The following is a 23,508-nucleotide window of genomic DNA, read 5'->3' on the forward strand; positions in this document are numbered from 1 at the left end:
GTTCCGTCTAATAGAATATTCGGTGCGACAACTTCGGAAGAACGACCCGCCGCCAAGAGCAGGCGTGAGCCACGCATAGCGAACACCGGACACCGGACATCAGTCAGGCATCAATGGAGACAGCCATGTACCACCGCCTTTGCGCCAGCCTTGCCCTGGCAACCCTCAGTGTGGCCACCACCTATGCCCACGGCGGCACCTGGCCCGACAAGCCGGTGCGCATCGTCGTGCCATACACCGCCGGTGGCACCACCGATTTCGTGGCCCGTCAGGTGGCGCAGAAGCTGACCGAAAGCACCGGCAAGTCGTTCTTCGTGGAGAACAAGCCCGGCGCCAGCGGCACCATCGGCACGCTGCAGGTGGCACGTTCCGCGCCCGATGGCTACACGCTGCTGGCCAACGACACCACGTACACCATGCTGCCGTCGCTGTTCAAGGCGCTGCCCTGGGACTACAACAACGACCTGGTGCCGGTGACCACGATTGCGCAGACGCCGGTGATCCTGATCGTGCCCGCGAGCTCGAAGTTCAAGACGCTGCAGGAACTGATCGACTTCGCCAGGCAAAACCCGGGCAAGCTGAACTTCGGCTCGGGCGGCGCCGGCAGCTCCACGCACTTGTCCGCCGAGGTCTTCAAGAAGGACGCCAGGATATCGATCACGCATATCCCATACAAGGGCGCGGGCGATGCGCTGATGGGGCTGATCGGCAACAACGTGGATATCCTGATCACCGCCACGCCGACCGCGGTGCCGCAGATCAAGGGCGGCAAGGCCCGCGCGCTGGCGGTCACGGGCGCGGCGCGCGTGCCGGCGCTGCCGGACGTGCCGACTTTTGCCGAAGCTGGCCTCAAGGACTACAAGGTCATCAACTGGTTTGGCCTGGCGGCGCCCAAAGGCACGCCCCCTGCGCTGGTCGCCAAGTTGCAGGCGGAGGTGCAAAAGAGCGTGAACAGCCCGGAGGTGAAGGAGCGCATGGCCAGCATGGGTGCCCAGCCGGGCGGCATTGCGCCGGCAGACTTCGCCAGGCGCATCAAGGACGACACCGCGCTGTGGAGCCAGGTGGCAAAATCCGCCGATGTGAAGGCCGAGTAAATGGGCAAGCGCCGCCGTTGCGCAGCGCCAGGACAACAAGGAACGAACATGTACTTCAGAACGGTGCCCCGCGAGATATCCCTCCAGGTCTTCTCGGCCATGCCCGCGCATTTGCGCAAGACCGGCGTGCGCTCCGAATGGGCCGATGCCAACAAGGGCGGGGCCTGCATCGACAGCTTCCTGGAGGGGCCGGTATTCGACCCCGCGGGCAACCTGTACGTGACGGACATCCCGTTCGGGCGCATCCTGCGCATCTCGCCGGCCGGGGAGTGGTCGCTGGTCGCCGAGTACAAGGGCGAGCCCAATGGCATGAAGTTCCTGAATGCGCGCGAACTAGTGGTGGCGGACTATCGCAACGGCCTGTTGCGCGTCAACGTGGACACGGGCGAGGTGACCACCTTGCTGGGACGGCGCAACGCGGAGCAGTTCAAGGGCGTGAACGACCTGGTGATCTCTCGTCGTGGCGACTTGTATTTCACCGATCAGGGCCAGACCGGCCTGCACGATCCCACGGGCCGCGTCTACCGCCTGCGGCCCGGTGGGCAGCTGGACCTGCTGCTGGGCAATGTGCCCAGCCCCAACGGCCTGGCGCTGTCCTGCGACGAGAAGGTGCTGTTCGTGGCGGCCACGCGCGGCAATTGCGTGTGGCGCGTGCCGTTGCAGGCCGACGGCAGTGTGTCGAAGGTGGGGCAGTTCTTTACGTTCTACGGCACCAGCGGCCCCGACGGCATGGCCATCGACAGCCGTGACCGGCTGTTTGTGGCGCATGCCAGCCTGGGCTGCGTGTGGGTGCTGAGCAAGCGTGGCGAGCCCGAGGCGATCCTCGCCAGCCCGGCGGGCGCAACCACCACCAACCTGGTGTTTCAGCCCGCCGTTGAGCCAGGGCAGCCGCGCAAGGTGTTTGTCACCGAATCGGAAACCGGCACGATCCTGTTCGCGGATCTGGACGAGGCCGGGCTGGGCGTTTGATCCCGTTGCGGCCCGCGCCTGTCACTTCGGTGGCAGCAGGTCTTGGAGGTCCCGCAGGGTTGCCGCGGTAGTGGGGCCCGCGGGCGCGGAGACGGGTCGCGCCGGGCGGGCTGAGGTGATCGTATTCGTGCTGCCGGCCGGGCCATTGCCGCCACCGGCGGCGACATGCGGCACGGCAGCCGGGTCGAGCCGGCCATTCTGGCCCAGCGCGATCTGCGCGCAGCCGGTGAGGAAGCGGTCCTTCTTCAGGCTGTTGGTGATGTCGATCGCCAGGACTGCAGCGCGTTCCTCGATCGGGATGATGGTGCCGCCGCGGCTGAACGTGTATTTGCCTTTCCACACCGCACGGTTCTGCCTGACATCCGTCAGCGTCGTGCCATAGTCGATCGACAGGCGGCCGCCGGACGCATTGACCACGCCCCCGCCATTGGCGATGGTCAGTACCGTATCGGCGCCGAACGTACGCATCCTGCCGGTCAGCGCGGTCGAGTCCAGCTCCAGCCCCGAGATCTCGTCGTACGCCGATTCCACGCCGCACTGCCGGGTCACCTCGCGGAACTTGGCCGCGAACGCTGCGGAGAAGTCGCTGTTCCACCCCATGCCGGTCGTGCCCAGCACATACATGCGGGTGGGCTTGCCGGTGTAGTCGCTGGCGCGGCTGGTCACGCCGACGGTGGTCGGCGCGCAGCCGCCCAGCAGCATCGACGCCAAGGCCAGCGCGACGGGGGCGCTATTTCGATATCGGTTTCCCATGTCTTGTGCCCAGAGAGAAATGGCGAGGCTAGCCGCTGCGGCCGGCGCCCGCTCGCTACTTCGTGTATGAAAAGTAATAGGGACTGGTGGCGGATCGCATGATATAGCGTCCGTCGGCCTCGGTCAGCCGATAGCACGTCTGCATCGCGCTGAAATTCGGGTTGGCCATCTCCAGGCAGACCTGGCTGGTTTCCGGCTCGATGCGGTAGCGCCCGGACGAATAGCCGCGGCTGACGGAATTGGTCACATCCAGGCTGCCGCTTTCCCGGACCTGCATCCAGAGCGTAACGCCGGACGGCGCGATGGCATTGATCCTGCCAAGATGCATGAAATGGCTGGTCAGCTCGGCCCCGGTCAGTTGCCTGCCCTGCGGGCCGGATGCGGGCCGGGCCGGGGCGTAGGCCGTGGCGCCCTGGCCAGGCGGGCCAGGCGGGAGCGCCATGGCAGGCGGAGCGGCGGATGCCGTCTCGCTACGGAACTTCTGCAGCGCCAGCGCGGACCGCGCCGGCACCTCGCTGATCCATTGCGCGGGAATGGCAAAGTTGATGTTCTGCGCGTCGGTCCGCATCAGGTAGGTAATGCCGACGAGTTGCCCGTCCGTGTTGAACAGGCCGCCACCGCTGGAGCCCGGGGAGATCGGGGCGGTGGTCTGCAAGCGGACGATGCGGTCGCGCTCGTCCTTGTTCAGCGAGGAGAGCAGGCCATCGCTCAGCGTCAGCTCGTAGCCGCGCGGCGCGCCGATGGCGTAGACCTTCTGCCCCACCTTGAGCGCGGCCAGCGGCGCGATCTTTGCCGCCGGTGCGGTGAGGCCCTTGGCGCGCAGGATGCAGAGGTCGCGCTCGACATCGGCGTGCACCAGGCTGGCGCCATACGTGACCTTCTCGCGCCGGATGCTGATGGACTTGCCGCTCTTGAGCACGTGGCAGTTGGTGACCAGCTCCTCCGGCCCGATCACCACCGAGCTGCCCAGGCCGAACCGCGTGCCTTGCGCGTCGAAGACGGATACCACCCAGATGCTGGGTGATTCGCGCTCATAGAGTTCGGCCGAATCCAGCGCCAGGCAATCCGTCGAGATGCCAAAAGCCAAACACGAAATAGCGACGCTTGCCGCAATGTCTTGCGCCCGACCCATGATGTTCATTCTGGTGACTGGTTTCGCCGGATTCAGCCGCCACGCTGACGGTGCTGGCTGTCTGGCCTTTCCCGGCCAAAGCGGCCGGGTTGCTTATGATAAACGTTCCGGATGCCAAGCGGGCGGCCCGCTATCGCGGCCGCCGCGCTAAAGATTCCCGGTTGATGGCCGACAACATGGATGCTGGGAGGTGCGCCTTCCCGCTGGCTTCAATGCCAATCGTAGCTTTAACCGTAGCTTCGAACGTAACTTCAACCTCAACCTCGATCTCAACCTCGATCTCAACCTCGATCTCAACCTGGAAGACCATCCAATGGATATTTCCCTCGTCAGTGCGGCTAGCAACTCGGGCGGCGATCCGGTGCCCACCATGATGCTGCGCAAGTCGCTGGACCTGCAGGCGCAGAGTGTGGCAACCCTGCTGGGCTCGATGCCGCAAGTCAGCGTCCCGGCCAGCAATCCCCCTCACCTTGGCCAGAGCATCGACGTCAAGGTCTGATCCCGGCAATCCCGTAACGGAGCTGCCCGCGCCCGGGTTGACTTGACCAAACGGGTGTGGGGGGCTGAACGGCGGCGCCGGGTGGTTTCACCCCACCGCGGCCGGCGCGGCCGCGGCGGGCCGGGAGCGGGTGCCGCCCGAGGGCGAAGACACTCGTTCCAGGCGTCCGGCGTGTGCCGCTTCGGCATGGTTGCCCAAGACCTCCAGGCGCAGCAGGATGATGGGCACCGACACCAGGGCGCGTTCCAGCGCGACCAGCAACTGCCCAGCCCGCATTTGCGGCATCCGGATCTCGTAGCTCAGCATGCACTTGATTGGCGGCAGGCCGAGCGGCATCTGCCGCTCGTTGGCCGGGTACTGGCCGCAGTCGCTGGTGGCGCAGCGCATGGCCACGCGTACGTCGGGCACATCGTCCAGCCGCGCGATCACGCTCAGGCGATACAGGCGCCACCGCTGGGCGGGCGGCGCAAGGTTGACGGCTTTCATGGCAAGTTTCCTTTGTCTTTTGACTCGACGTAATCGAATCGTTCGGCGCGCCCAGGCCGTGGCCGGGGCGCACCGGGCCTTTAAAGCACGGGCCGCAAGCCGGTGGAAAGTTGCAGTTCCACCGTGGCGCCCGCCAGGTCCGCCTGGGCCTGGAGGTAGTTGAGGTAGGTCTCGTCCGCAGTGCGTTGCGCGTCCAGCAGTTCCAGCAGGGAGGCAGCACCCTGGCGGTACGACTGGCGCATGCCGTCCAGCACCCGGTCGGCATCGGCGATCACCGCGTCGCGGTAGCGTTGCAGGTTGTCCTGCGCAGCCTGGAACGCGGTGAGCGCGTTGCGCACGTCGACCTCGGTTTTCAGCTCGGCCTCGCGCAGGGCCAGCATGGCCTGCGTGACTTCCGACTCCGCCTGGATCAGCTCGCCGCGCTGCAGCCGCGACAAGGGCAGGGGAATCGATACCGACACGCCCAGCATGCGCGAGCGCGCCGTGGCATCGCCGTTGGGCTGGCCCTCGTCGTCCGTGGTGCCGCGCACGCCGGGGGTCATGGTCATCGCAAAGCTCACGCTGGGATCCACCCAGCGGTTGGCGCGCGCCAGTCCCGACTTGTCGCGGGCATTGTCCAGCGTGGCGCGGGCGATCCGGACCTCGTCGCGCGCTTCCATCGCCTGGGCGATCAGCGCGCCGCTGTCGGTGCCAGGATCGTACGGCTGGAACTCGCAAGCCAGCGGCGCGTTGCCGAAGGCCTCGGCCACGCGCACGCCAAGCTGGACGGACAGCTGTTGCATGGCGGCCTGCGCGGCGGCGCGCGCCGATCTCACCTCGGCGGTGAAGCGGTCGCGTTCGACCCGCGACTGCGACAGCTCCAGGCCGCCGATGTCGCCGGCCTTGCGGCGGATCTCGTTGGCGCGCACCACATTGGACAGAGCAGACAGCGTCGATTCCTGCCGGGCCAGGGCCTCGCGGCTGCGGCAGGCTTCGACAAAGGCTGTGGCCGATTCCTGGTACAGCGTGCGCTTGAAGCCCTGCAGGTTGGCCTCGGTCAGGCGCAGGTTGCTCTCGGCGGCGCGGATGCGCGCACCGCGCTTGCCGCCCAGCTCGATGGGGATCTCGATTTCGAACTCATGCGTGCGCGGCGGCTTGGGCGACACCGCGCGGCTGGTCTCGATGCTGCCACGGCCGTACTTGAGCACCGGGTCCGGGCGCACGCCGGCGATCGAGATCTCGGCCTGGGCGCCGCGGATGGTTTCCTGCTGCGCGGACAGGCCGATGTTCTGCCGCTCCACCGTGTCGAGAAAGGAGGAAAAACGGACCGGCGCGCGGGCCGTGGCCGTGGCCGTGGCGGTGGTGGTGGCGGGCGCATCCTGCGCCCAGGATGCGGATGCCGCCAGCAGCGACGTTGCCAGGAAGAGGTGGCGCAGGGCGGCTGCCGCTGGCAAGTTCTTGTCTTTGATTCGCATGGGATTTTCCTCAGGCCTGGCCGGCGGCGCTGGTCGCCGGGGCATTGCCTTCGGCATCGGTTTCCGATTCCCGGGCCGCTTGCGCCGCGCGCTCGGCGCGGGCTTCGACCAGGTAGTAAAGGGCGGGCAGCAACAGCAGGGTCAGCAAGGTGGCGGTAAAGAGCCCGCCCACCACCACGGTGGCCAATGGCCGCTGCACATCGCTGCCGAGACCTCGCGCCAGCATCGCCGGCGTGAGCCCGATGGCGGCCACGGTGGCGGTCATCAGCACCGGACGCATGCGGCTTGCCGCGCCTTCGATCACCGCTTCGCGCAGGCTCAAGCCGTTCTGCGCGCGCAGCCGGTTGATCTGCGAGATCATCAGCACGCCGTTGAGCACGGCGACGCCAAACAGGGCGATAAAGCCCACCGCGCTGGATACGTTCAGCGTCATGCCGCGCAGATGCAGCGCAGCCAGGCCGCCGATGGTGGCCAGGGGCACCGCCAGCAGCACCAGCGCCGGCTGGCGCAGGTTGCGGAACTCGGCAAAGAGCAGCACGAACATCAGCGCCAGCGTCATCGGCAGGATGACGGCGAGGCGCGCCTGCGCACGTTCCAGGTTCTCGAACTGGCCGCCCCATTCGATCTGGATGCGCTTGTGGTCGTAGGACACGGCGCGCTCGATGGCGGGCTGGGCCTGCTTGAGGAAGCCGGACAGGTCGCGCTCACGCACGTTCAGGCGCACGATGATGTGGCGGCGCGCCATCTCGCGCACGATCACGCTTTCGCCGGACACGGTGCTGATGCGTGCGACCTGCGCCAGCGGCACCTTGGCGCCGTTGGCCGCGCTCAGCATCAGGTCGCCCACGCCAGATGCGCTGGCACGCATGGCCGGCGGGAAGCGCACCGTCATGTCGTAGCTCTTCTCACCCACATAGAGCTGGCCAACCGGCGATCCACCGATGCCGGTGGAGATCAGCTCGGCCACGTCGGCCGCGTTGATGCCATAGCGCGCGGCGGCGGCGCGGTCCAGGTCGATCTTCAGGTTGGGCAGCGGAGGCTCCACGTCGATCGCCACATCCGCGGCGCCAGGCACGCCGCGCAGCGCGGCGGCCACTTCGCCGGCAATGCGGCGCACATCGCCCAGGTTCTCGCCGAACACCTTGACCACCAGGTCGCTATGGGCGCCGGAAAGCTTGTCCTGCACGCCATCGATCATCGGCTGCATGAAGCCCACCGAGTAGCCTGGCATCTGCGCGTAGCGCGCCGCCAGCTTGTCGATCAGCTGCTGCTTGGTCATGCCCGAGGCCCACGTCTTGTACGGATGCAGGCCAACGCTGGCCTCGATATGCGAGGGCGTCCAGTAGTCGGTGCCGTCATCGTTGCGGCCGGTCTGCGTCACCACGTAGGAGACTTCCGGGAACTCGCGGGTTACCCGGCGCAGCTCGCTGGCCATGTCGGAGGCGCGCTCCAGGGTGATGCCGGGCGGCATCTGCACCTGCAGCCACAGCGAGCCTTCATCCAGGTACGGCAGGAAGTCGCGCCCGATGGTGGCACCCAGCGCCAGCACGCAGGCGAGCGCCAGCGCGCAGCTGGCGGCCACCCAGCGGATGCGGCCAATGCCGCGCTCCAGCGCGGCGCGGTAACGCACGCCCAGCCAGTCCAGCACAGGATTGTGGAACACGCGGCGCGGCTTGCGCATGGCAATCCAGGCCAGCCCCGGCACCAGCGCCAGCGCAACGATCAAGGCGCCGATCAACGCCGCGCCAACGGCGAACGCCATCGGCGAGAACAGCTTGTACTCGATGCGCTCGAAGGAGAACAAGGGCAGGTAGGCCGCAACGATCACCAGCATGCCGAAGAACATCGGCCGTGCCACCTGCAAGGTGGCCTCGATGGCGTCGCGCGGGGTGAGCGCGCGGTCCTTGTCCTGCTCGCGCCGGCGCAGGATGTTTTCCACCAGCACCACCGCGCCATCCACCAGGATGCCGAAGTCGATCGCGCCCAGGCTCAGCAGGTTGGCCGGGATGCGCAGGTGGTACATGAAGATAAAGGCGATCAGCAGCGAGAGCGGAATCGTCAGCGCCACGATCAGCGCCGCGCGCGGGCTGCCCAGGAACAGCAGCAGCACGATGCCCACCAGCAGCATGCCTTCGGTCAGCGTGAAGCCCACCGTGCGCATGGTGGCTTCGATCAGCGCGGTGCGGTCGAGGTAGGCGACCACCTTCACGTCCTTGGGCAGCAGGTTGTCGTTCAGGTCCCGCACCGCCTCGTGCACGCCCTCAAGCGCTTGCGATGCGTTGAAATCCTTGAGCAGCAGCGTGATGCCGGAGATCGTGTCGGGGTTGTCGTCCTTGCCCAGGACGCCGCGCCGCTCCACGTTGCCGTAGCGCAGCGTGCCGAGGTCCTTGACCAGCACGGGGGTGCCGTCCTTGCTCGTGACCACCACGTTGCCCATGTCGTCGAGCGAGCGCAGCAGGCCCACGCCACGCACCACGTACGATTGTTCGCCGCGGTCGATGACGCTGCCGCCCGCATTGACGTTGTTGGCGTTGAGCGCCTCGGTGACCTGGGTCAGCGTCAGGTTGTACTGCGTCAGCCGCGCCGGGTCGAGTTCCAGCATGAACTGCGTGGTGAGCCCGCCGAAATTGGTCACGTCGACCACGCCGCGCACCTTCTTCAGGCGCGGGATCACGGTCCAGGTCTGCAGCTCGGATAGCTCGCGCAGGTCGCGCGTGCCGGACTCCAGCGTGTAGCGGTAGAACTCCCCGGTAGGCGAGGTGTACGGGTCCAGCCCCGGCTTGGCGCCGTAGGGCAGGTCAACCTCGTTCAGGCGTTCCTGCAGGCGCTGCCGTGCCCAGTAGCCGTCGGTGCCATCCTCGAACACCACGGTGATCAGCGACAGCGCAAACAGGCTGCGGGTGCGCAGCACATGCATGCCGGGGGTGGCCAGCAGCGCGCGCTCCAGCGGGATGGTGATCTGCAGCTCGATTTCCTCCGCGCCGAGGCCTGGCACCTGCGTCACGATCTGCGACGTAACGTCGGCAATGTCCGGATAGGCTTCCACGGGCAGCTGCTTCCAGCTGTAGGCGCCGTACAGCGCCACCAGCGCAAAGACCAGCCAGACGATGGCGCGCCGGTTGAAGCATAGGGTGACGAGGCGGTCAATCATGTAGCAGCACTCCGTTCTTCACGACGATGCGTTCGCCGGCCTTGAGCCCGGCCAGGATCTCGACTTGCCCGTCGGCATGCGCGCCCGTGGTGACCACGCGCGGCTCGAAGCGCAGCGGAGCCTTCTCCACCAGCACGCGCGTGTAGAGCCCGCTTTGCAGCAGCGCGCTGGGCGGCACCAGCAGCGCCGCGTGCTTTTCGCCCGCGAAGGTCACCTTGGCGAAGAGGCCGGGGCGATAGCGTCCGTCCGCGTTGTCGATGGCCACGCGGACCTTCACGGTGCGGGTGTCGGGGTCGAGGATCTCGCCGATGTAGCGGACCTTGCCGGTCACGGGCTTGCCGGGGTAGGCGTTGAGCAGGATCTCGGCGGGCTGGCCGACGAAGATCGAGGCGATGTCTTTCTCCGAAACGCTGGCCGCGAGGTAGACCGTGGACAGATCGGCCACCGTCATGACTGGCGCGCCGTTGTCGTTCCAGAAGCCGCCCTGCGCGCCTTCGAGCTCGATCACCCGGCCGGCCAGCGGCGCGTGCATGGTGTACTGGCGGTGCGATTGCGGGGCGGTGCCGGCGCCAAGCTGCGCGAGCTGGGCGGCCGTGGTCACGGCGTCGCTGTTGGCTTGCGCGTAGGCCAGCTGGGCCTGTTCATAATCCTTGCGCGCCGCGATTTCCGCTTCGAACAGGGTGCGTTGGCGGTCCAGGTTCAGCTTGGCTTCAAGGAGCGCCGCGCGCGCCTTGCTGGCCTCACCCTGAGCCGCGCTCAGCTCGGCGGAATCCAGCGTGAAAAGCGGGTCTCCCTTGCGCACGGTGTCGCCCAGGGCAGCGTGCAGGCGGACGATGCGCCCGGGCATTGGCGGCACGATCTTGACCAGCCTGGCGGCATCGGGCTCGATCGTGCCCGGTACCTCGATGGGGCGTTCCAGCGCTTGCTCGACGACGGTCTGCACCTGCAACCGGGCGCGCAATGGCGAGGCCTCGGGCACCGTGATGAAGTTGCCTTCGCGGACCGGCTCGGTATTGTGCTTGGGCGTGTTGGCGATGGCGCCGGACAAGCTGGCGCCATCGCAGCCGGCCAGCGCAATACATGCCGCGCAGACGGCGGCGAGCGCAAGGCCTGGCTGCCGGCGCAGCGGCAAGCGTTGGCGGGTGGTGGGCGTTTGCATGGTTTTTTCTCCTCGGTCGGTGCACTTGCCGTGGCGGCAGCCAGGACAGGGGCACCGCTTGTTGCCGGTGCGTCGTCGGTGGAATCACAGGCTCGAGATTCAAGGACGACAGGATTCGACAGGCGTGACGCATCCCCGGCGCTGCGGGGAGGCAATCCACGCAGGTAACCGGTGATGGGCGAAAGCGCCCGCTTTGCTAAGGGGGGCGGCGCGCAAGGCGGATCTGGCGCGCACGCGGCCAGGACGCCGAACGCGGAATCAGGCCAGCTGGAACGCGCCGTGCCTTCGGTGCTGCCTACTGGAAGGGTCTGGGTCCATGTCTTTTCTCAGGCAATCAGGGTGGATCTTGGCGAGCCGGCCTTGCGCTCAGGCCGCGGCCAACGCGCGCTCGGGCTGCGGCACGGTTTCCCAGCGCACGGCGCGAACCAGCGGCTCCAGGCCAAGGCGCTGCACCAGCTTGACCATGCCGGGCCTGCCGCCCGGCTGGCAATGCACCAGCACACGCATCTCGACCAGCTCGCGGCGCTCGCACTGCCGGGTGCGCAGGCGCTGCAGCGAGAGTTCGCGCGCGGCCAGCTCCTGGCGGATCTGCTGCTCCAGCCGGGCGCCATAGTCGTCCTTGCAGAGCAGCACCACCTGGAACAGCTGGGCGGCTGTGCCGCGGCCCGCCTGGGCGGCGCGGCGGTTGGGGGCCTGGGGGAGCATCCAGTTGAACAAACGCATATCCAGCTCCTTTCCTTCTCCTTGGGGTTATTCGAGTGCGCCGGCCGGAATGGCCCAGCGCACGAGGGAAACGCTCTTTTCCATGCTGATGCGGCTGACGATCTGCTCCAGCTTGCCTTCATTGCCGGGCGCGGCCAGCACGTCGGCGCGGACTTCTATGTGTCCGCCGGCGGCGGTGTCCTCGCTGTGCAGGGACTGCAGCAGCAGGGCGGGCATTTCGGTCAGCGCATGCAGCAGCAAGCCGCGCACACGGATTTCTTCCTGGGCCGTGCATACCGTGGTGATGCGATAAACCATCTCCACTTCCGGCGCGGTGGCCGTGCCGTTGCGATTGATGCGCTGGCCCAGCATGCGCAGGCCAAAGTTGGCGCACAGGATGCAGGCGGTGCCGATGGCGGCTTCCAGCGCATGGCCAAGGCCGGCAAGCACGCCGACGGCGGCGGAGCACCACAGCGTGGCAGCGGTATTCAGGCCGCGCACGTTCAGGCCGTCGCGCATGATCACGCCGGCGCCGAGAAAGCCGATGCCCGAGACGACCTGCGCGGCAATGCGCGCATGCCCCTGCGGATCAAACGTAAAAGCGGAAACCGAAACAAACAAGGCCGCGCCCGCGGCGACCAGCGCGTTTGTGCGCAGCCCCGCCATGCGCTGGCGCAGCTGCCGTTCGGTACCGATGCAAGCGCCCAGCGCTAGCGCTTCGAGCAAGCGCAGGGCAAATTCGTGCCACACCATGAGAACTCCCGTGTCGAGCAGGAGGCACCGGTGAGCCTTGTGCAAATCGCGGGCAAGCGCAGGCAGCGGCGTGCCGCAACGCAGGCGCGATCAGAAGAATGAAGCCGTATTCAAGAAGAGAGGCGGGACAGGACGTCCGGCCTCGAGAGCACCGTGCCGCAAGCGGGGCACGGTCGCTAGGGATACCGTGGCCCGTCAGGCGGAGGTGCCGATCCTGGATCGACTACTGTCGTCGGAACAAGTGCTCACTGGGTAGCCCTGGAATTGAGAACCCGCGTACTGTAGCGGCGCAAGTTGAATGGGTCAAGCACAAAACGGCGGATGCCTGCGATTAATCGATATTGAAGGCTGAATGCATGTAGATTGCCTGAAAATCAATCGGACAAGTCTGAAAATAGATCAGAAAATTCCCGAGTCAATTCGTCGCATCGGAATATCTCGCGGCCTCATCTGGCGTGCCGCGAGATTGGCGCATTGCGATAGTCAGTGCGTCGGCGCCGGCACGGCAGCGCGCCGCGACCGCGCCGCCAGCACCTGGCTCAGGCCCAGCCCGCCGAGCGCCGCCACGGCCGAGAACAGGAACACCGAGCCATAGCCCGCATGGCTGGCGATCACGCCGGCCACCGGGCCGGTCAGCCCCAGCGCCAGGTCCAGGAACAGCGCATAGGCGCCAAGCGCCGAGCCGCGGTTGCTCTGGGGCACCAGCTTGACCGCCTCCATGCCCAGCGACGGGAACACCAGGGCAAAGCCAAAGCCGGTGACGGCGGCGCCGATCAGCGCCTGCGCGGGCGTTGGCGCAAGCCAGATCAGGGCCAGGCCGGCGGCTTCCACGGCAAACGAGCACAGCGCCACCCGGTAGCCGCCAAAGCGGCCGATGCTATCGGCCAGCAGCAGGCGCGCCACCACAAAGCTCACGCCCAGGCTGGTCAGCGCCAGCGCGGCATGGTCCCAGCCGTGGCTGGCGTAGTACAGCGTGACAAAGGCCGTGATGGCGCCAAAGCCCACCGAGCCCAGCGCCAGGCACAGGCCAAACGGCGTCATATGGCGGAACACCGTGCGAAACGGCATGCGCGCGCCCTTTACCGTGGGCACCGCTGCCTTGCGCCGGGCCAGCATGAACGCGGCCAGGGCCATGACGGTGGTGACGATGCCCAGCGAGGCAAAGCCCCAGCGCGCATCCAGCAGCACGCCAACCGGCGCGCCCAGCGCCAGCGCGCCGTAGGTGGTCATGCCATTCCACGAGATCACCTTGCCGGTATGGCGGGCGCCCACGTCGCCGATGCCCCAGGCAATGGTGCCGGTGGTCACCAGGCTCTCGCCCGCGCCCAGCATCAGCCGGCCGGCGAACAGCCACGCCAGGCTAAGCCAGCCGATCGACACGAACAGGCTGGACACCACGCCCAGCAACCCGCTGGCGGCAACCAGCGTGAGTCCGAGCGTGACGGATTTCTTGGGACCCTGCAGGTCGCACAGGTTGCCGGCGTAGGCGCGGCTCAGCAGCGTGGCCAGGTACTGGATGCTGACCGCCAGCCCGGCCACGACCGTGCCATAGCCAAGATCGCCGTGGACAAAGCCGGGCACCACCGCCAGCGGCAGGCCGACCGTCAGGTAGGCAATGAAGTTGAAGGAGACGATGGCGACGATGCGCCGGTTGATGCTGCCTTGCTGGTGTTCCCCGGATTCCGGGGCGGCGAGGGTCGTGCTGTTTGCGGACATGGCGATGCGAAGGCGAGTGTCTTGGCGCTGAAAGCGCAGAGCCCGGACAACGAACCGTGGCGCGCCATGCTCGGGGCGCGCGGGAAAGTGCGGTCTTGGGGCGAATGCGAAGCGGGTAGCGAAGCTGTGTGCGGGCGCTACTCGAGGCGGTGGATCGATACGGCGGGGCGCAGGCGGTGGGCTGGCAACATGAGCAGGGACATGGCTAGGGGGCGGTTGGCCGGCCTGTGTCCCCAGAAGCTGGCCGGTGAAATCGGAGCCGCCCGGTCGTATGCAAGTCCGCCGCTGCTGGCCGGGGAATTTTAAGCGGCTGTTTAGTTGGTGTAAATCGGGGTTGCGGAATTTAGCCCCCCGAGTGCGCCCGAACCGGTGCCAGATCGAACTGAAGTGCGCTAAGTGGCACGTTCGCGGGGGTGGCGAGGCCTGTGCAAGGGCGTTCGCGGAGGTGGACAATGCCGCGTGGCGGCAGCAGGTTTCACCACCAGTTCCGCCACCGTTTCGTTACCAGTTTGGTCACCAGTTTCATCACCAATGACGCAGTGGGAGGACCGGATATGCAACTCGGAATCATAGGGCTCGGGCGCATGGGCGCGAACATCGCAAGGCGGCTGCTGCGCGCGCAGCATGAGGTGGTGGTGTACAACCGCAGCGCCGACAAGGTGCAGGCCCTGGCAGCGGATGGTGCCGTCGGCGTCACCAGCATCGAGGCGCTGGTTGGCGAACTGGCCGCGCCGCGCGCGATCTGGGTCATGTTGCCGGCAGGCGACACCACCGAGCAGATGATCGCCACGCTGGCGGACCTGCTCGAGCCGGGCGACGTCATCATCGACGGCGGCAACACCTTCTACAAGGACGACATTCGGCGCGCGGGCGAGCTGGCGGCGCGCCAGTTGCACTATGTGGACGTGGGCACCTCGGGCGGGGTCTGGGGCCTGGAGCGCGGCTATTGCCTGATGATCGGCGGCAGGCAAGAGGTCGTCGGCCGGCTCGATCCGCTGTTCGATACGCTGGCGCCGGGCTATGGCGATATCCCGCGCACGCCGGGGCGCAACCCCGCGAACGACCGCGCCGAGCGCGGCTACATCCACGCCGGGCCTGCGGGCGCGGGCCACTTCGTGAAGATGGTCCACAACGGCATCGAGTACGGACTGATGCAGGCCTATGCCGAGGGCTTCGACATCCTCAAGACCAAGGCCGCCGAGAGCCTGCCCGAGGCCGAGCGCTTCGCGCTCGACCTGGCGGATATCGCCGAGGTGTGGCGGCGCGGCAGCGTGGTGTCCTCGTGGCTGCTCGATCTCACCGCGCAGGCGCTTGCCAGCGACGTCAAGCTCTCGCGCTTCTCCGGGGAAGTCGCCGACAGCGGGGAGGGGCGCTGGACGATCGACGCGGCTGTCGAGCAGGCGGTGCCGGTGCCGGTGCTGGCCAGCGCGTTGTTTGCACGGTTCCGCTCGCGCCAGGATCACACCTATGGCGAGCGGCTGCTCTCGGCCATGCGCTTCGGGTTTGGCGGGCACGTGGAAGAGCATGGCGGCGGGGAGTCCGCCGTGGCGCACGCCAGCCGCCCCGCCGGCCTGCCTGATTCCGCACTTTAGTGGGGTGAGGCGAGAATTCGTCGGCCCATTGCCGCGCTGTCGCTAAATTTCCCCAAAGATTGGCCGTTAGCCGGAGCAGTGGCTCGTCATGGCAGCGCGCCGCTCCAGCGCCAAGCACCGCTGGAGCCACGCGGCGATGCCGGGCCCGGGGAAACCATCAACACCGCGCAGCGAGCCCGCGCATTGCGGGGACAAAGGAAGCGTATGAGCAGCTCGATGAGAGACATCGACGAACGGACCAACCTGACCAATAACAACCAGTTCGAGTTGCTGTTGTTCCGCCTGGGCGAGTCGGACCAGTCCGCGCAGAGCGAACTGTTCGGCATCAACGTCTTCAAGGTCCGCGAAATCCTGGTAATGCCCCAGGTCACCACCGTGGTCGGCGGCGGCCCGGCCATGCTCGGCATGGCCGATATCCGCGGCCAGGTGATTCCGGTGATCGACCTGCCCAAGATGGTGGGATGCACGCCGCGCACCGGCGTGAACATCCTGCTGGTGACCGAATACGCGCGCTCCACGCAAGGCTTTGCCGTGGAAGCCGTGGAAGAAATCGTGCGCCTTGAGTGGAACCAGGTAGTCTCGGCCGAGAACAGCGTGCGGGGCGATATGGTGACCAGCATCGCCAAGCTCCATAACGAGGCCGATCCCGCGAACCCGCGCCTGGTCCAGGTGCTGGACGTGGAGCAGATCCTGCGCGACGTGCTGCCGACCCGCCAGCCGGAAGTGGACCCCAAGACGGTCGGGCCGCAACTGACGCTGCGCCCCGGCACCAAGATCCTGGCCGCCGACGATTCCGCTTTTGCCCGCAGCCTGATCGAACAAGGCCTCAAGGCCATGGGCGTGCCGGTGCTGATGACCAAGACCGGCCAGGAGGCCTGGCAGCAACTGGGCGAGATCGCCGATCACGCCGCCGCCAACGGCCGCACCGTGCAGGACGAGATCGCGCTGGTGCTGACCGACCTGGAAATGCCCGAGATGGACGGTTTCACGCTAACCCGCAAGATCAAGGCGGACGCGCGCTTCAAGTCGATCCCGGTGGTGATCCACTCCTCGCTGTCCGGGACGGCCAGCGAAGACCACGTGCGCAAGGTGGGGGCCGATGCGTACGTGTCGAAGTTCCTGGCGAAGGACCTGGCGGATACGATCCGGGGCGTGCTGGCACGTTGATTCTCTGTGCCTTTCTTGGCTGTCCCGCCCGCTCCCACTTGTGGGAGCGGGCGGGCGCTCGTTACACACAGGCAAACCTCAGCGCTTGTGGGGGAGGGGGCGGGCGCTCGTTTGACCTCAGGACGAGGGTTCTCGATCAAGCCAAATACGCTTGTTCGACCGCCCCCTTTTCCCAAGCCTTGCGCCAGTAGTGTCGCCGATTCAAGCGTGGGAACCTTCCGCAGAAAACCGTAGGCAATTTCCATCGCGGTACTGCTCGTTCTTGGGTCGCTCACGATGGCGCGGACTTCCGGCACGATGGCGTTCTGTTGCCGACGAACATAGGCATAAGCTTCATCCCACTGCTCGTGGTCGATCATTTGTGCCAGGCCAGGCATATTCGTTTGCTCCGGAATGGCGAGATCTTGCGCGGCCCATGTTTGTGGCAATGCAATGGTGCTGGCAAGCAGCAGGCTCAGGCAAAGACGCCTTGCCCAGCGTTGTCGGACGGTGGTGCCCATACGCTGCGCAAAAGTTGGCTGCGGCTGCATCCAGCGAGGCGTTGGCTGCGAATCGTTACCGGCTGCTGGTTTGTCGTCCGGCTCGGGCGAGGGGATGCCTTGCGGGTCCATGTCGGCCATCTTGCTTACACTCCGTTCGTGACCGGATGGAGCTCATCGGTCACCGTGTAACCCAAGTCGCGCAGCTTCTGCTTGACCAGTTCGCGTTGCTCCTTGCAATAGGTCACGTCGTCCTCGATGTTGAACGGTACGTCGATTTTCAGCGTCTTGACAATGATGTTCAGCGCGTAGTCGCGGGCGCGTAGATAGCGCAGTTCTTGGGGTGTCATGGCTGATTCGCTGCCATCCGCGTTATAGCGGCGCAGTCCGATATCCCTGATCGGCATCGGGTCGTTCAGCACGGGAATCAGCACCGGCACAAATTTCGGCGTGCGCCATGCGCGGAACTGATAGAAGATCATGAGCGGGACCATTTTCCCGTCGCGGTTACCCGCACCCAGCGCGCGCGTCATCAGTTCCATACTGCCGGGGTCGTCCAGCAGCGCGAGACCGAAAGCCGCCGCAATTCGCGTCTGATAATACTTGGCCGTCACATAGGGCTTCAGATCGGCGATGCGCTGCTCCGCTGGCACGGGGATCTGCGCCATCGTGAGCAGAAGGTTCTTGTTTTCCTCCTCCTTTGGAGGTTGGAGCTTCGCTTTGAGAATGGGATAGACCTCAGGACGAGGGTTCTCGATCAAGCCAAATACGCTTGTTCGACCGCCCCCTTTTCCCAAGCCTTGCGCCAGTAGCGTCGCCGATTCAAGCGTGGGAACCTTCCGAAGAAAACCGTAGGCAATTTCCATCGCGGTACCGCTCGTTCTTGGGTCGCTCACGATGGCGCGGACTTCCGGCACGATGGCATTCTGTTGCTGACGAACATAGGCATAAGCTTCATCCCACTGCTCGTGGTCGATCATTTGTGCCAGGCCAGGCATATTCGTTTGCTCCTGTATGACTTGATCTTGCGCAGCACACACCCGTGGTACCGCTACGGTGCAGGTGAGCAGCAGACTCAGGCAAAAACGCCTTGTCCAGCGTTGTCGGACGGTGGTGACCATGCCGCTTTCTTCTCCGTTGACGATTCAGACTGGTTAAGTAGTGCGATCCCGCGCGCCGTGACAATTTCAGATTCTTCTGGCGAAGACACGACCTTCGGCACCGTCTTGCAGCACAGCATCTTGCCGCCCACATGCCAGCCATTGCCAACATCCTGTTGCCGTCCTCGTTGCCGGGTATTGGCGTCCAGTGGACCGATGCCGTTCAAACCGGTATAGACATACATCAGCATCCGGCGAGACCAGAAATCCTCCAGGTTGTGGCGTTCATCCCTGCCTTGAATTTGCACGTGAACATCGTCCCCCTCGGGGTTATGCGTTGCGGGGTGCCATAGTCCGAGAAAATGCCCGATCTCGTGGGCGAAAGTCTGGATGAGCTGATCCTGACTGGAAGGCTGGCCGCCACGCATCTGCTCGGCGGCCACCAGGGCGGTATTGCAAACCCCCCAGCCAATGCCACTACCGATTGTGGACTCCACCACATACATGTTCAGATGCCTCGCCTTGCGATTCAGATTGGTCACCGCGGGGAACTCGTTCACTGCAGGTTGCCCGTTTTTGGCAGGCTTGACGGTCATCGCCCCTGCCTGCGTCAAGTCGATGGTGTCATTCAGCCATTGCTTGACCTCAAAGCGAACCCCCGCTGCCCGCCAGATGTCATTGATCTTGTCGAAGATGGGTCCAAGCCTTGGACGCTGAAGGGACGGGGGAACCCGTGGAATCTCCGGCTTGCCGGCCTGCCCAATGGACACAAAATGCACCGCCACAGCAACGTTGATGGGCGCGTAGACCTGCACAGCCAGGGTGTGTAGTAGCGGCCCAGTTGGGCCGCCGTAGCGAACTTCAATCTTGGCTTTTGCTGCTCCCGCTTCGTTGGGCAGACCAGCCAACCCCGTCAGCTCGATCAGATCGCCCGTCACCTGACTGATCTTGACCGTGCTTTCATCCGTGCTGACGAAGCTCAGCGGCACGCTTGCCCCGACATGCAGGCGCAGCAGCAACAGGTCAATTCTCTGTCCAGCCATCAGGCTCACGATTGGCCCGTCATGCTCCCGGTAGCCGCGCTCGTCCAGTTCGGGCCTGCCCGGATGAAAGGTGGTCGATTCGTTGTACCGCACGAAACGCACCGGTACAAACCGGTGTCCATCGTAGATTTCGCGTGCCAGCGGTTTGGGCGACGGTCCCGGCGTGGCGGATCCGACTGTGCCTTTGTCTTTCGGTCGTGGCGGGGGCGGGACGGTACATGGTTCCATGGTGCCCGGAGGGGCGCTGCCGCCGCCCGCTGCCAGCTTGGCGACGAAGTCGGGGTGAAACCGCTTGACGTTCGAGCCAGTGAGGTCGCGGTGAAAGCCAAAGGCCTGCGACGGATCGATCTTTCTGCCAGCGAGTTCATGCCGCTCAATTTCGCCATTGGGCTCAAAGCCGCTGTCCACCTGAAAGCGCAGGATCGCGTCCTCGATTTCGATGTGGTCCAGCTTGTCATCGGGAATCTGCGACACAGCCACTTGCCCGGGACGTACGGACCGATAGGGCTTGTCGTAGTAACCCAGCACCATCAGGCGACGCTTGGCACCCTGGATGCCCATCGTCGTCGTGCCGTCGGTCTTCTCGTCATCGCTGTAGTCACGCGCGGTCAACTGGATCAGCGTGCCAAGAATCTCCAGTTCGCCTGTGATGCCAGGTTGCAGGCCCGGCAAGAGAATCTGGCCGTTGGCCCCAGTCGTGCCTTCGCTGTCCGTTTGCCCAGGGATGCGCAGTTTGTAGCTGAGGCCAGCCAACCCGCGCTCGGCCTCAGTGCGGGAGATACCCGGAAACAGTTGGAAATAGATGCGCAATGGGCGCAGCGGCAGCACCACCTTGCACACCGCGCCGCCCGGCTTGAGGGTCAACTCCGGATTCGGTGCAGGCCGCGCGGGTGTTCTGGCAAGCGGCTTTTGCGAAGGATGTGCGGAATGGGTCGCCATAAGCTGTCTTATAGAATTTCAATCTTTACGGTTTCGCCGAACTCGGCTAGCTTGAGCGCAGTCTCTCCGTCCGCATTGGTCGCGCCTTCGATGCGGCTGCCTCCCGAAAAAATCCGCTACTCCGATGAATTTAGCTTCACAAGCCTATCGACCTGGAAACGGGACGTCTATGAGACTATTCCGGAATTGATCCCAGACAATTCGGAGCAATGCGAAAATGACAGAGATGTTGGATGGCGCAGCGAACAAGCATGTCGCCAAATCGGCTAGCCTTGCGGCTGCCCCATCCGGCCCGCCATAGGCGTGCAGATGCCAAGCTTTCAACAAACAGTGAATCTGTAGCAAGATCCGCAAGGCGATGTGGCTTGAACCTGATGTACCTTGCGCCGGTGCTGGCGCACCGATCCGCCAGTGATTTTCATAGATACCAGGACGGTATCCTGCAGCGAGAAACGCTATGCCGCAATCGGACAAGTACGAAATTCGATGAGAAATCGGGCGATGAGGGCGGCCATGAAACGATCAGAAAAGCGGCTACCGTTCAATTCATTCAGCCCACCGTGGGTGCTCAGGCGCGAGCCGGCATGCTGCACCATTGAGGATGTGGAAGCGTTCTAAGTTCCTGCGGGATGCCCTGCACCCCTCATCGGCGCCGCGCGCGTCAACTCGTCGCGCGGGGACAGCGGGAGAATCCACCGCAGGCACGCGATCCGGCCCTGGACCCGCGCGGCAAGACCAAGCAGTCCTTTGCCTGCAACTTACTGGCTCGCCTGCGACGCTATGCGGACCAGGTATGGCGCTTCATTGCCGATCATCGCGTGCCGTTTGACAACAACCAAGCCGAACGCGATATCCGCTTGCCCAAGCTCAAACAAAAGATATCGGGCGGCTTGCGCGTCGCGCAGGGCTTCCAAGCCTTCTGCACCATCCGCTCCTATCTCGCCACACTGCGAAAGCAGCGACGCAAACTCTTTTCGGCCTTGATCCGCAACTTCTCCGGCTGTCCGCCTTCGCCAATCCCTGCTGAATAGTTACGATGTATCGGATATTCCATCAAGATGAATAGCTGCCTGATGATACGTGTAGGGAAAACCGTCAGTCGCTCATCAATGTGGGCAAACCTCAGCCATGAGGGGAGAGGGAGAGACAGCCGCCGTCATCTTGCGCGGCTTTGGCCCATTCGGCGGCTTCGGCGAATGCCTCTGGTTTGTCAGCAGGCCAGCTCAGGCCGCCATTCCCAGGAACTGCTGCAGCTCCGGCGTCGCCGGATGGCTGAACAGCTGCTCCGGCGGCCCGATCTCATGCACGCGCCCCTGATGCATGAACACCACCCGATTGCACACTTCGCGCGCAAAGCGCATTTCGTGCGTCACCATCAGCAGCGTCATGCCCTCGCGGGCCAGCTGGCGCACCACGTTGAGCACCTCCACCACCAGCTCCGGGTCCAGCGCCGAGGTAATCTCGTCGCATAGCAGGGCCCGTGGCTGCATGGCCAGCGCGCGCGCGATCGCAACCCGCTGCTGCTGCCCGCCGGAGAGCTGGTCGGGATAGCTGTCGAACTTCTCCGCCAGCGCTACCTTGGCCAGGCACTCGCGCGCGCGGGTCAATGCTTCCGGCTCTTTGACGCCGGCCGCCACGGTGGGCGCCAGCATCACGTTGCGTCCCGCGCTCAGGTGCGGGAACAGGTTGAACTGCTGGAAGATCATGCCGACCTTGCGCCGCAGCGCGCGCAGCTCCAGCTCGCTGCTGCCGAGCTTGGCGCCTGCCACGGTGATATTGCCTTCGTCGATGCTCTCCAGGCCGTTGATACAGCGCAGCAAGGTGCTCTTGCCCGAGCCGCTCTTGCCGATGATGGCAATCACCTCGCCGGCCTCCACCTTCAGGTCGATGCCCTTGAGCACTTCGTTGGCGCCGAAGCGCTTCTTTACGTTTTCAATGGCGATGAGCGACATTGAGCTTCCTTTCCAGGTAACGGCTGTAGCGGGATAGCGGCCAGCACAGCGCAAAGTAGATCAGCGCGACCAGCGCGTAGACGGTAAAGGGGCTGAAGGTGGCGTTGGTAATGACCGTGCCCGCCTTGGACAGCTCGACAAAGCCGATGATGGACGCCAGCGCCGTGCCCTTGATGATCTGCACCACGAACCCCACCGTGGGCGCAATGGCAATGCGCAGCGCCTGCGGCAGGATCACGTAGCGCATCTGCTGCAGGTGGCCCAGCGAAAGGCAGCCGGCGGCTTCCCACTGGCCCTTGGGGATGGCCTCGACGCAGCCGCGCCAGATCTCCGCCAGGTAGGCGCCGGACCACAGCGACAATGCCAGGCCAGCGGCCAGCCAGGCCGGGATCTCCACGCCGAACAGCGCCAGGCCGAAGAAGGCCAGGAACAGCTGCATCAGCAGCGGCGTGCCCTGGAACACTTCGATAAAGGCCCACGCCGCGCGGCGCGCCGGCGCGCGCCGGCTGATGCGCATCAGCAGCACCAGCAGCCCGATGACGGCACCGCCGGCAAAGGCCACCAGCGACAGCACCACGGTCCAGCGCACCGCCATCAACAGGTTGCGCAGGATGTCCCAGGTTGAAAAATCGGTCATGACGCCCTCCGCAGCAGCGTGCCGCCAATGCCGCGCAGCACCTGGCGAAGGCCGATGGCAAGCAGCAGGTAGATGGCGGTGGTCAGCAGGTAGACCTCGAACGCACGGAAATTCCGGCCCTGGACGAAGTTGGCGGCAAAGGTCAGGTCCTCGACCGCGATCTGCGAGCACACCGCCGAGCCCAGCATGACGATCACCACCTGGCTGGACAGCGCCGGCCAGATTTTCTGCAGGGCAGGGCGCAGCACCACGTGGCGAAACACCTGGAAGGGCGACATCGCCAGGCTGGCGCCCGCTTCAAGCTGGCCGCGTGGCACGGCCGCGATGCCCGCGCGCACGATCTCCGCGCTGTAGGCGCCAAGGTTGATCACCATGGCCAGGATGGCGGCCTGCATTTCTCCCAGTTGCACGCCCGCGCTGGGCAGGCCGAAGAAGATAAAGAACAGCTGGATCAGGAACGGCGTATTGCGGATCAGCTCCACATAGCCGCCCGCGACGGCCGCCAGCCAGGCCGGGCCCTGGGTGCGCGCCCAGGCGCAGGCGATGCCGAGGGTCACCCCCAGCACGCCGCCCATGGCGGTGAGTTCGGCCGTGACTCTGACGCCGTGCGCGAACACGCCGGCGTAATCGAAGGCCGAAAGGAAATCGAATTGGTAGGACATGCGGTAGCGATCGGTGGAGGCGCCCGGTCGGGGCGCTCATGAGCGCGGAACTGGCGCAGTACGCCATGC

At 65.5% G+C, this 23,508-nt stretch carries 21 protein-coding genes; 7 read left to right on the forward strand and 14 right to left on the reverse strand.

The window, feature by feature from the left end; all coding sequences use genetic code 11:
- The first annotated feature begins 125 nt into the window (after positions 1-125).
- Together RR42_RS27015 and RR42_RS27020 are read left to right on the forward strand one after the other, a co-directional pair.
- Positions 126-1,094, forward strand: a complete 969-nt coding sequence (locus RR42_RS27015; protein WP_043354518.1) for a Bug family tripartite tricarboxylate transporter substrate binding protein — start codon at positions 126-128, stop codon at positions 1,092-1,094.
- A 48-nt stretch (positions 1,095-1,142) separates the two neighbouring features.
- The gene (locus tag RR42_RS27020; RefSeq protein WP_043354520.1) at positions 1,143-2,063 is read left to right on the forward strand and encodes an SMP-30/gluconolactonase/LRE family protein; all 921 of its coding nucleotides are present in this window, start codon (positions 1,143-1,145) and stop codon (positions 2,061-2,063) included.
- Positions 2,064-2,084: 21 nt separating this feature from the next.
- On the opposite strand, the gene RR42_RS27025 is transcribed toward RR42_RS27020, so the two are convergent.
- Complete coding sequence (locus RR42_RS27025) at positions 2,085-2,816, reverse strand: hypothetical protein (RefSeq protein ID WP_043354522.1); 732 nt, start codon at positions 2,814-2,816, stop codon at positions 2,085-2,087.
- A gap of 55 nt (positions 2,817-2,871) precedes the next feature.
- Positions 2,872-3,903, reverse strand: a complete 1,032-nt coding sequence (locus RR42_RS37945; RefSeq protein WP_158408320.1) for a S1C family serine protease — start codon at positions 3,901-3,903, stop codon at positions 2,872-2,874.
- A 235-nt stretch (positions 3,904-4,138) separates the two neighbouring features.
- On the opposite strand from RR42_RS37945, the gene RR42_RS41270 reads away from it, so the two are divergent.
- Positions 4,139-4,447 carry a YjfB family protein gene (locus tag RR42_RS41270; protein WP_236702203.1) on the forward strand — a complete coding sequence of 103 codons (309 nt, stop codon included), beginning with the start codon at positions 4,139-4,141 and terminating at the stop codon, positions 4,445-4,447.
- Between the two features lie 87 nt (positions 4,448-4,534).
- Here RR42_RS41270 and RR42_RS27045 read toward each other — a convergent pair whose 3' ends face one another.
- The 7 genes from RR42_RS27045 to RR42_RS27075 form a co-directional block, all read right to left on the reverse strand.
- Positions 4,535-4,933, reverse strand: coding sequence for a hypothetical protein (locus tag RR42_RS27045; protein ID WP_043354527.1), 399 nt, complete (start codon positions 4,931-4,933; stop codon positions 4,535-4,537).
- Between the two features lie 80 nt (positions 4,934-5,013).
- Positions 5,014-6,387, reverse strand: coding sequence for a TolC family protein (locus RR42_RS27050; RefSeq protein WP_043354529.1), 1,374 nt, complete (start codon positions 6,385-6,387; stop codon positions 5,014-5,016).
- Between the two features lie 10 nt (positions 6,388-6,397).
- Positions 6,398-9,538: an efflux RND transporter permease subunit gene (locus RR42_RS27055; RefSeq protein WP_043354531.1), complete on the reverse strand. Its 3,141-nt coding sequence runs from the start codon at positions 9,536-9,538 to the stop codon at positions 6,398-6,400.
- Entirely contained in the window at positions 9,531-10,697 is a 1,167-nt protein-coding gene (locus RR42_RS27060) for an efflux RND transporter periplasmic adaptor subunit (RefSeq protein WP_052494997.1), read from the reverse strand. The genes RR42_RS27055 and RR42_RS27060 overlap by 8 nt, the downstream gene beginning before the upstream one ends.
- A 366-nt stretch (positions 10,698-11,063) precedes the next feature.
- Positions 11,064-11,420 (reverse strand): hypothetical protein, encoded by a 357-nt coding sequence (locus RR42_RS27065; RefSeq protein ID WP_043354532.1) that lies wholly within the window; start codon positions 11,418-11,420, stop codon positions 11,064-11,066.
- Between the two features lie 27 nt (positions 11,421-11,447).
- A complete protein-coding gene (locus tag RR42_RS27070; protein WP_043354534.1) occupies positions 11,448-12,152 on the reverse strand; it encodes an MgtC/SapB family protein in 705 nt (234 codons plus the stop codon).
- A gap of 483 nt (positions 12,153-12,635) precedes the next feature.
- A complete protein-coding gene (locus tag RR42_RS27075; protein ID WP_043354536.1) occupies positions 12,636-13,868 on the reverse strand; it encodes an MFS transporter in 1,233 nt (410 codons plus the stop codon).
- Positions 13,869-14,422: 554 nt separating this feature from the next.
- On the opposite strand from RR42_RS27075, the gene gnd reads away from it, so the two are divergent.
- Both gnd and RR42_RS27090 read left to right on the forward strand, forming a co-directional pair.
- A complete protein-coding gene (gene gnd, locus RR42_RS27085; RefSeq protein ID WP_052495259.1) occupies positions 14,423-15,460 on the forward strand; it encodes a phosphogluconate dehydrogenase (NAD(+)-dependent, decarboxylating) in 1,038 nt (345 codons plus the stop codon).
- Between the two features lie 204 nt (positions 15,461-15,664).
- The gene (locus RR42_RS27090) at positions 15,665-16,627 is read left to right on the forward strand and encodes a chemotaxis protein (protein ID WP_043354540.1); all 963 of its coding nucleotides are present in this window, start codon (positions 15,665-15,667) and stop codon (positions 16,625-16,627) included.
- A 625-nt stretch (positions 16,628-17,252) separates the two neighbouring features.
- Here the strand turns inward: RR42_RS27090 and RR42_RS27095 are convergent.
- Positions 17,253-18,227 carry a hypothetical protein gene (locus RR42_RS27095; protein ID WP_144409965.1) on the reverse strand — a complete coding sequence of 325 codons (975 nt, stop codon included), beginning with the start codon at positions 18,225-18,227 and terminating at the stop codon, positions 17,253-17,255.
- Complete coding sequence (locus RR42_RS27100) at positions 18,182-20,188, reverse strand: zinc-dependent metalloprotease family protein (RefSeq protein ID WP_144409966.1); 2,007 nt, start codon at positions 20,186-20,188, stop codon at positions 18,182-18,184. The genes RR42_RS27095 and RR42_RS27100 overlap by 46 nt, the downstream gene beginning before the upstream one ends.
- A 365-nt stretch (positions 20,189-20,553) precedes the next feature.
- Between RR42_RS27100 and RR42_RS27105 the strand changes: the two genes are divergently transcribed.
- Both RR42_RS27105 and RR42_RS27110 read left to right on the forward strand, forming a co-directional pair.
- Positions 20,554-20,787, forward strand: a complete 234-nt coding sequence (locus RR42_RS27105) for a hypothetical protein (protein ID WP_043354546.1) — start codon at positions 20,554-20,556, stop codon at positions 20,785-20,787.
- A 30-nt stretch (positions 20,788-20,817) separates the two neighbouring features.
- Entirely contained in the window at positions 20,818-21,219 is a 402-nt protein-coding gene (locus RR42_RS27110; RefSeq protein ID WP_052494998.1) for an IS66 family transposase, read from the forward strand.
- Positions 21,220-21,411: 192 nt separating this feature from the next.
- Here the strand turns inward: RR42_RS27110 and RR42_RS27115 are convergent, their stop codons facing one another.
- From RR42_RS27115 to RR42_RS27125, 3 genes are read right to left on the reverse strand one after another with little or no spacing between them, the layout of a single operon-like run.
- Positions 21,412-22,140, reverse strand: a complete 729-nt coding sequence (locus tag RR42_RS27115) for an amino acid ABC transporter ATP-binding protein (RefSeq protein ID WP_043354548.1) — start codon at positions 22,138-22,140, stop codon at positions 21,412-21,414.
- Positions 22,121-22,777, reverse strand: a complete 657-nt coding sequence (locus RR42_RS27120; protein ID WP_043354550.1) for an amino acid ABC transporter permease — start codon at positions 22,775-22,777, stop codon at positions 22,121-22,123. The genes RR42_RS27115 and RR42_RS27120 overlap by 20 nt, the downstream gene beginning before the upstream one ends.
- Positions 22,774-23,439, reverse strand: coding sequence for an amino acid ABC transporter permease (locus RR42_RS27125; RefSeq protein ID WP_043354552.1), 666 nt, complete (start codon positions 23,437-23,439; stop codon positions 22,774-22,776). Before RR42_RS27125 ends, RR42_RS27120 begins: the two co-directional genes overlap by 4 nt.
- Positions 23,440-23,508 lie beyond the last annotated feature (69 nt).

The sequence above is a fragment of the Cupriavidus basilensis genome (assembly GCF_000832305.1).
In the GTDB taxonomy this organism is placed as follows: Bacteria; Pseudomonadota; Gammaproteobacteria; order Burkholderiales; family Burkholderiaceae; genus Cupriavidus; species Cupriavidus basilensis_F.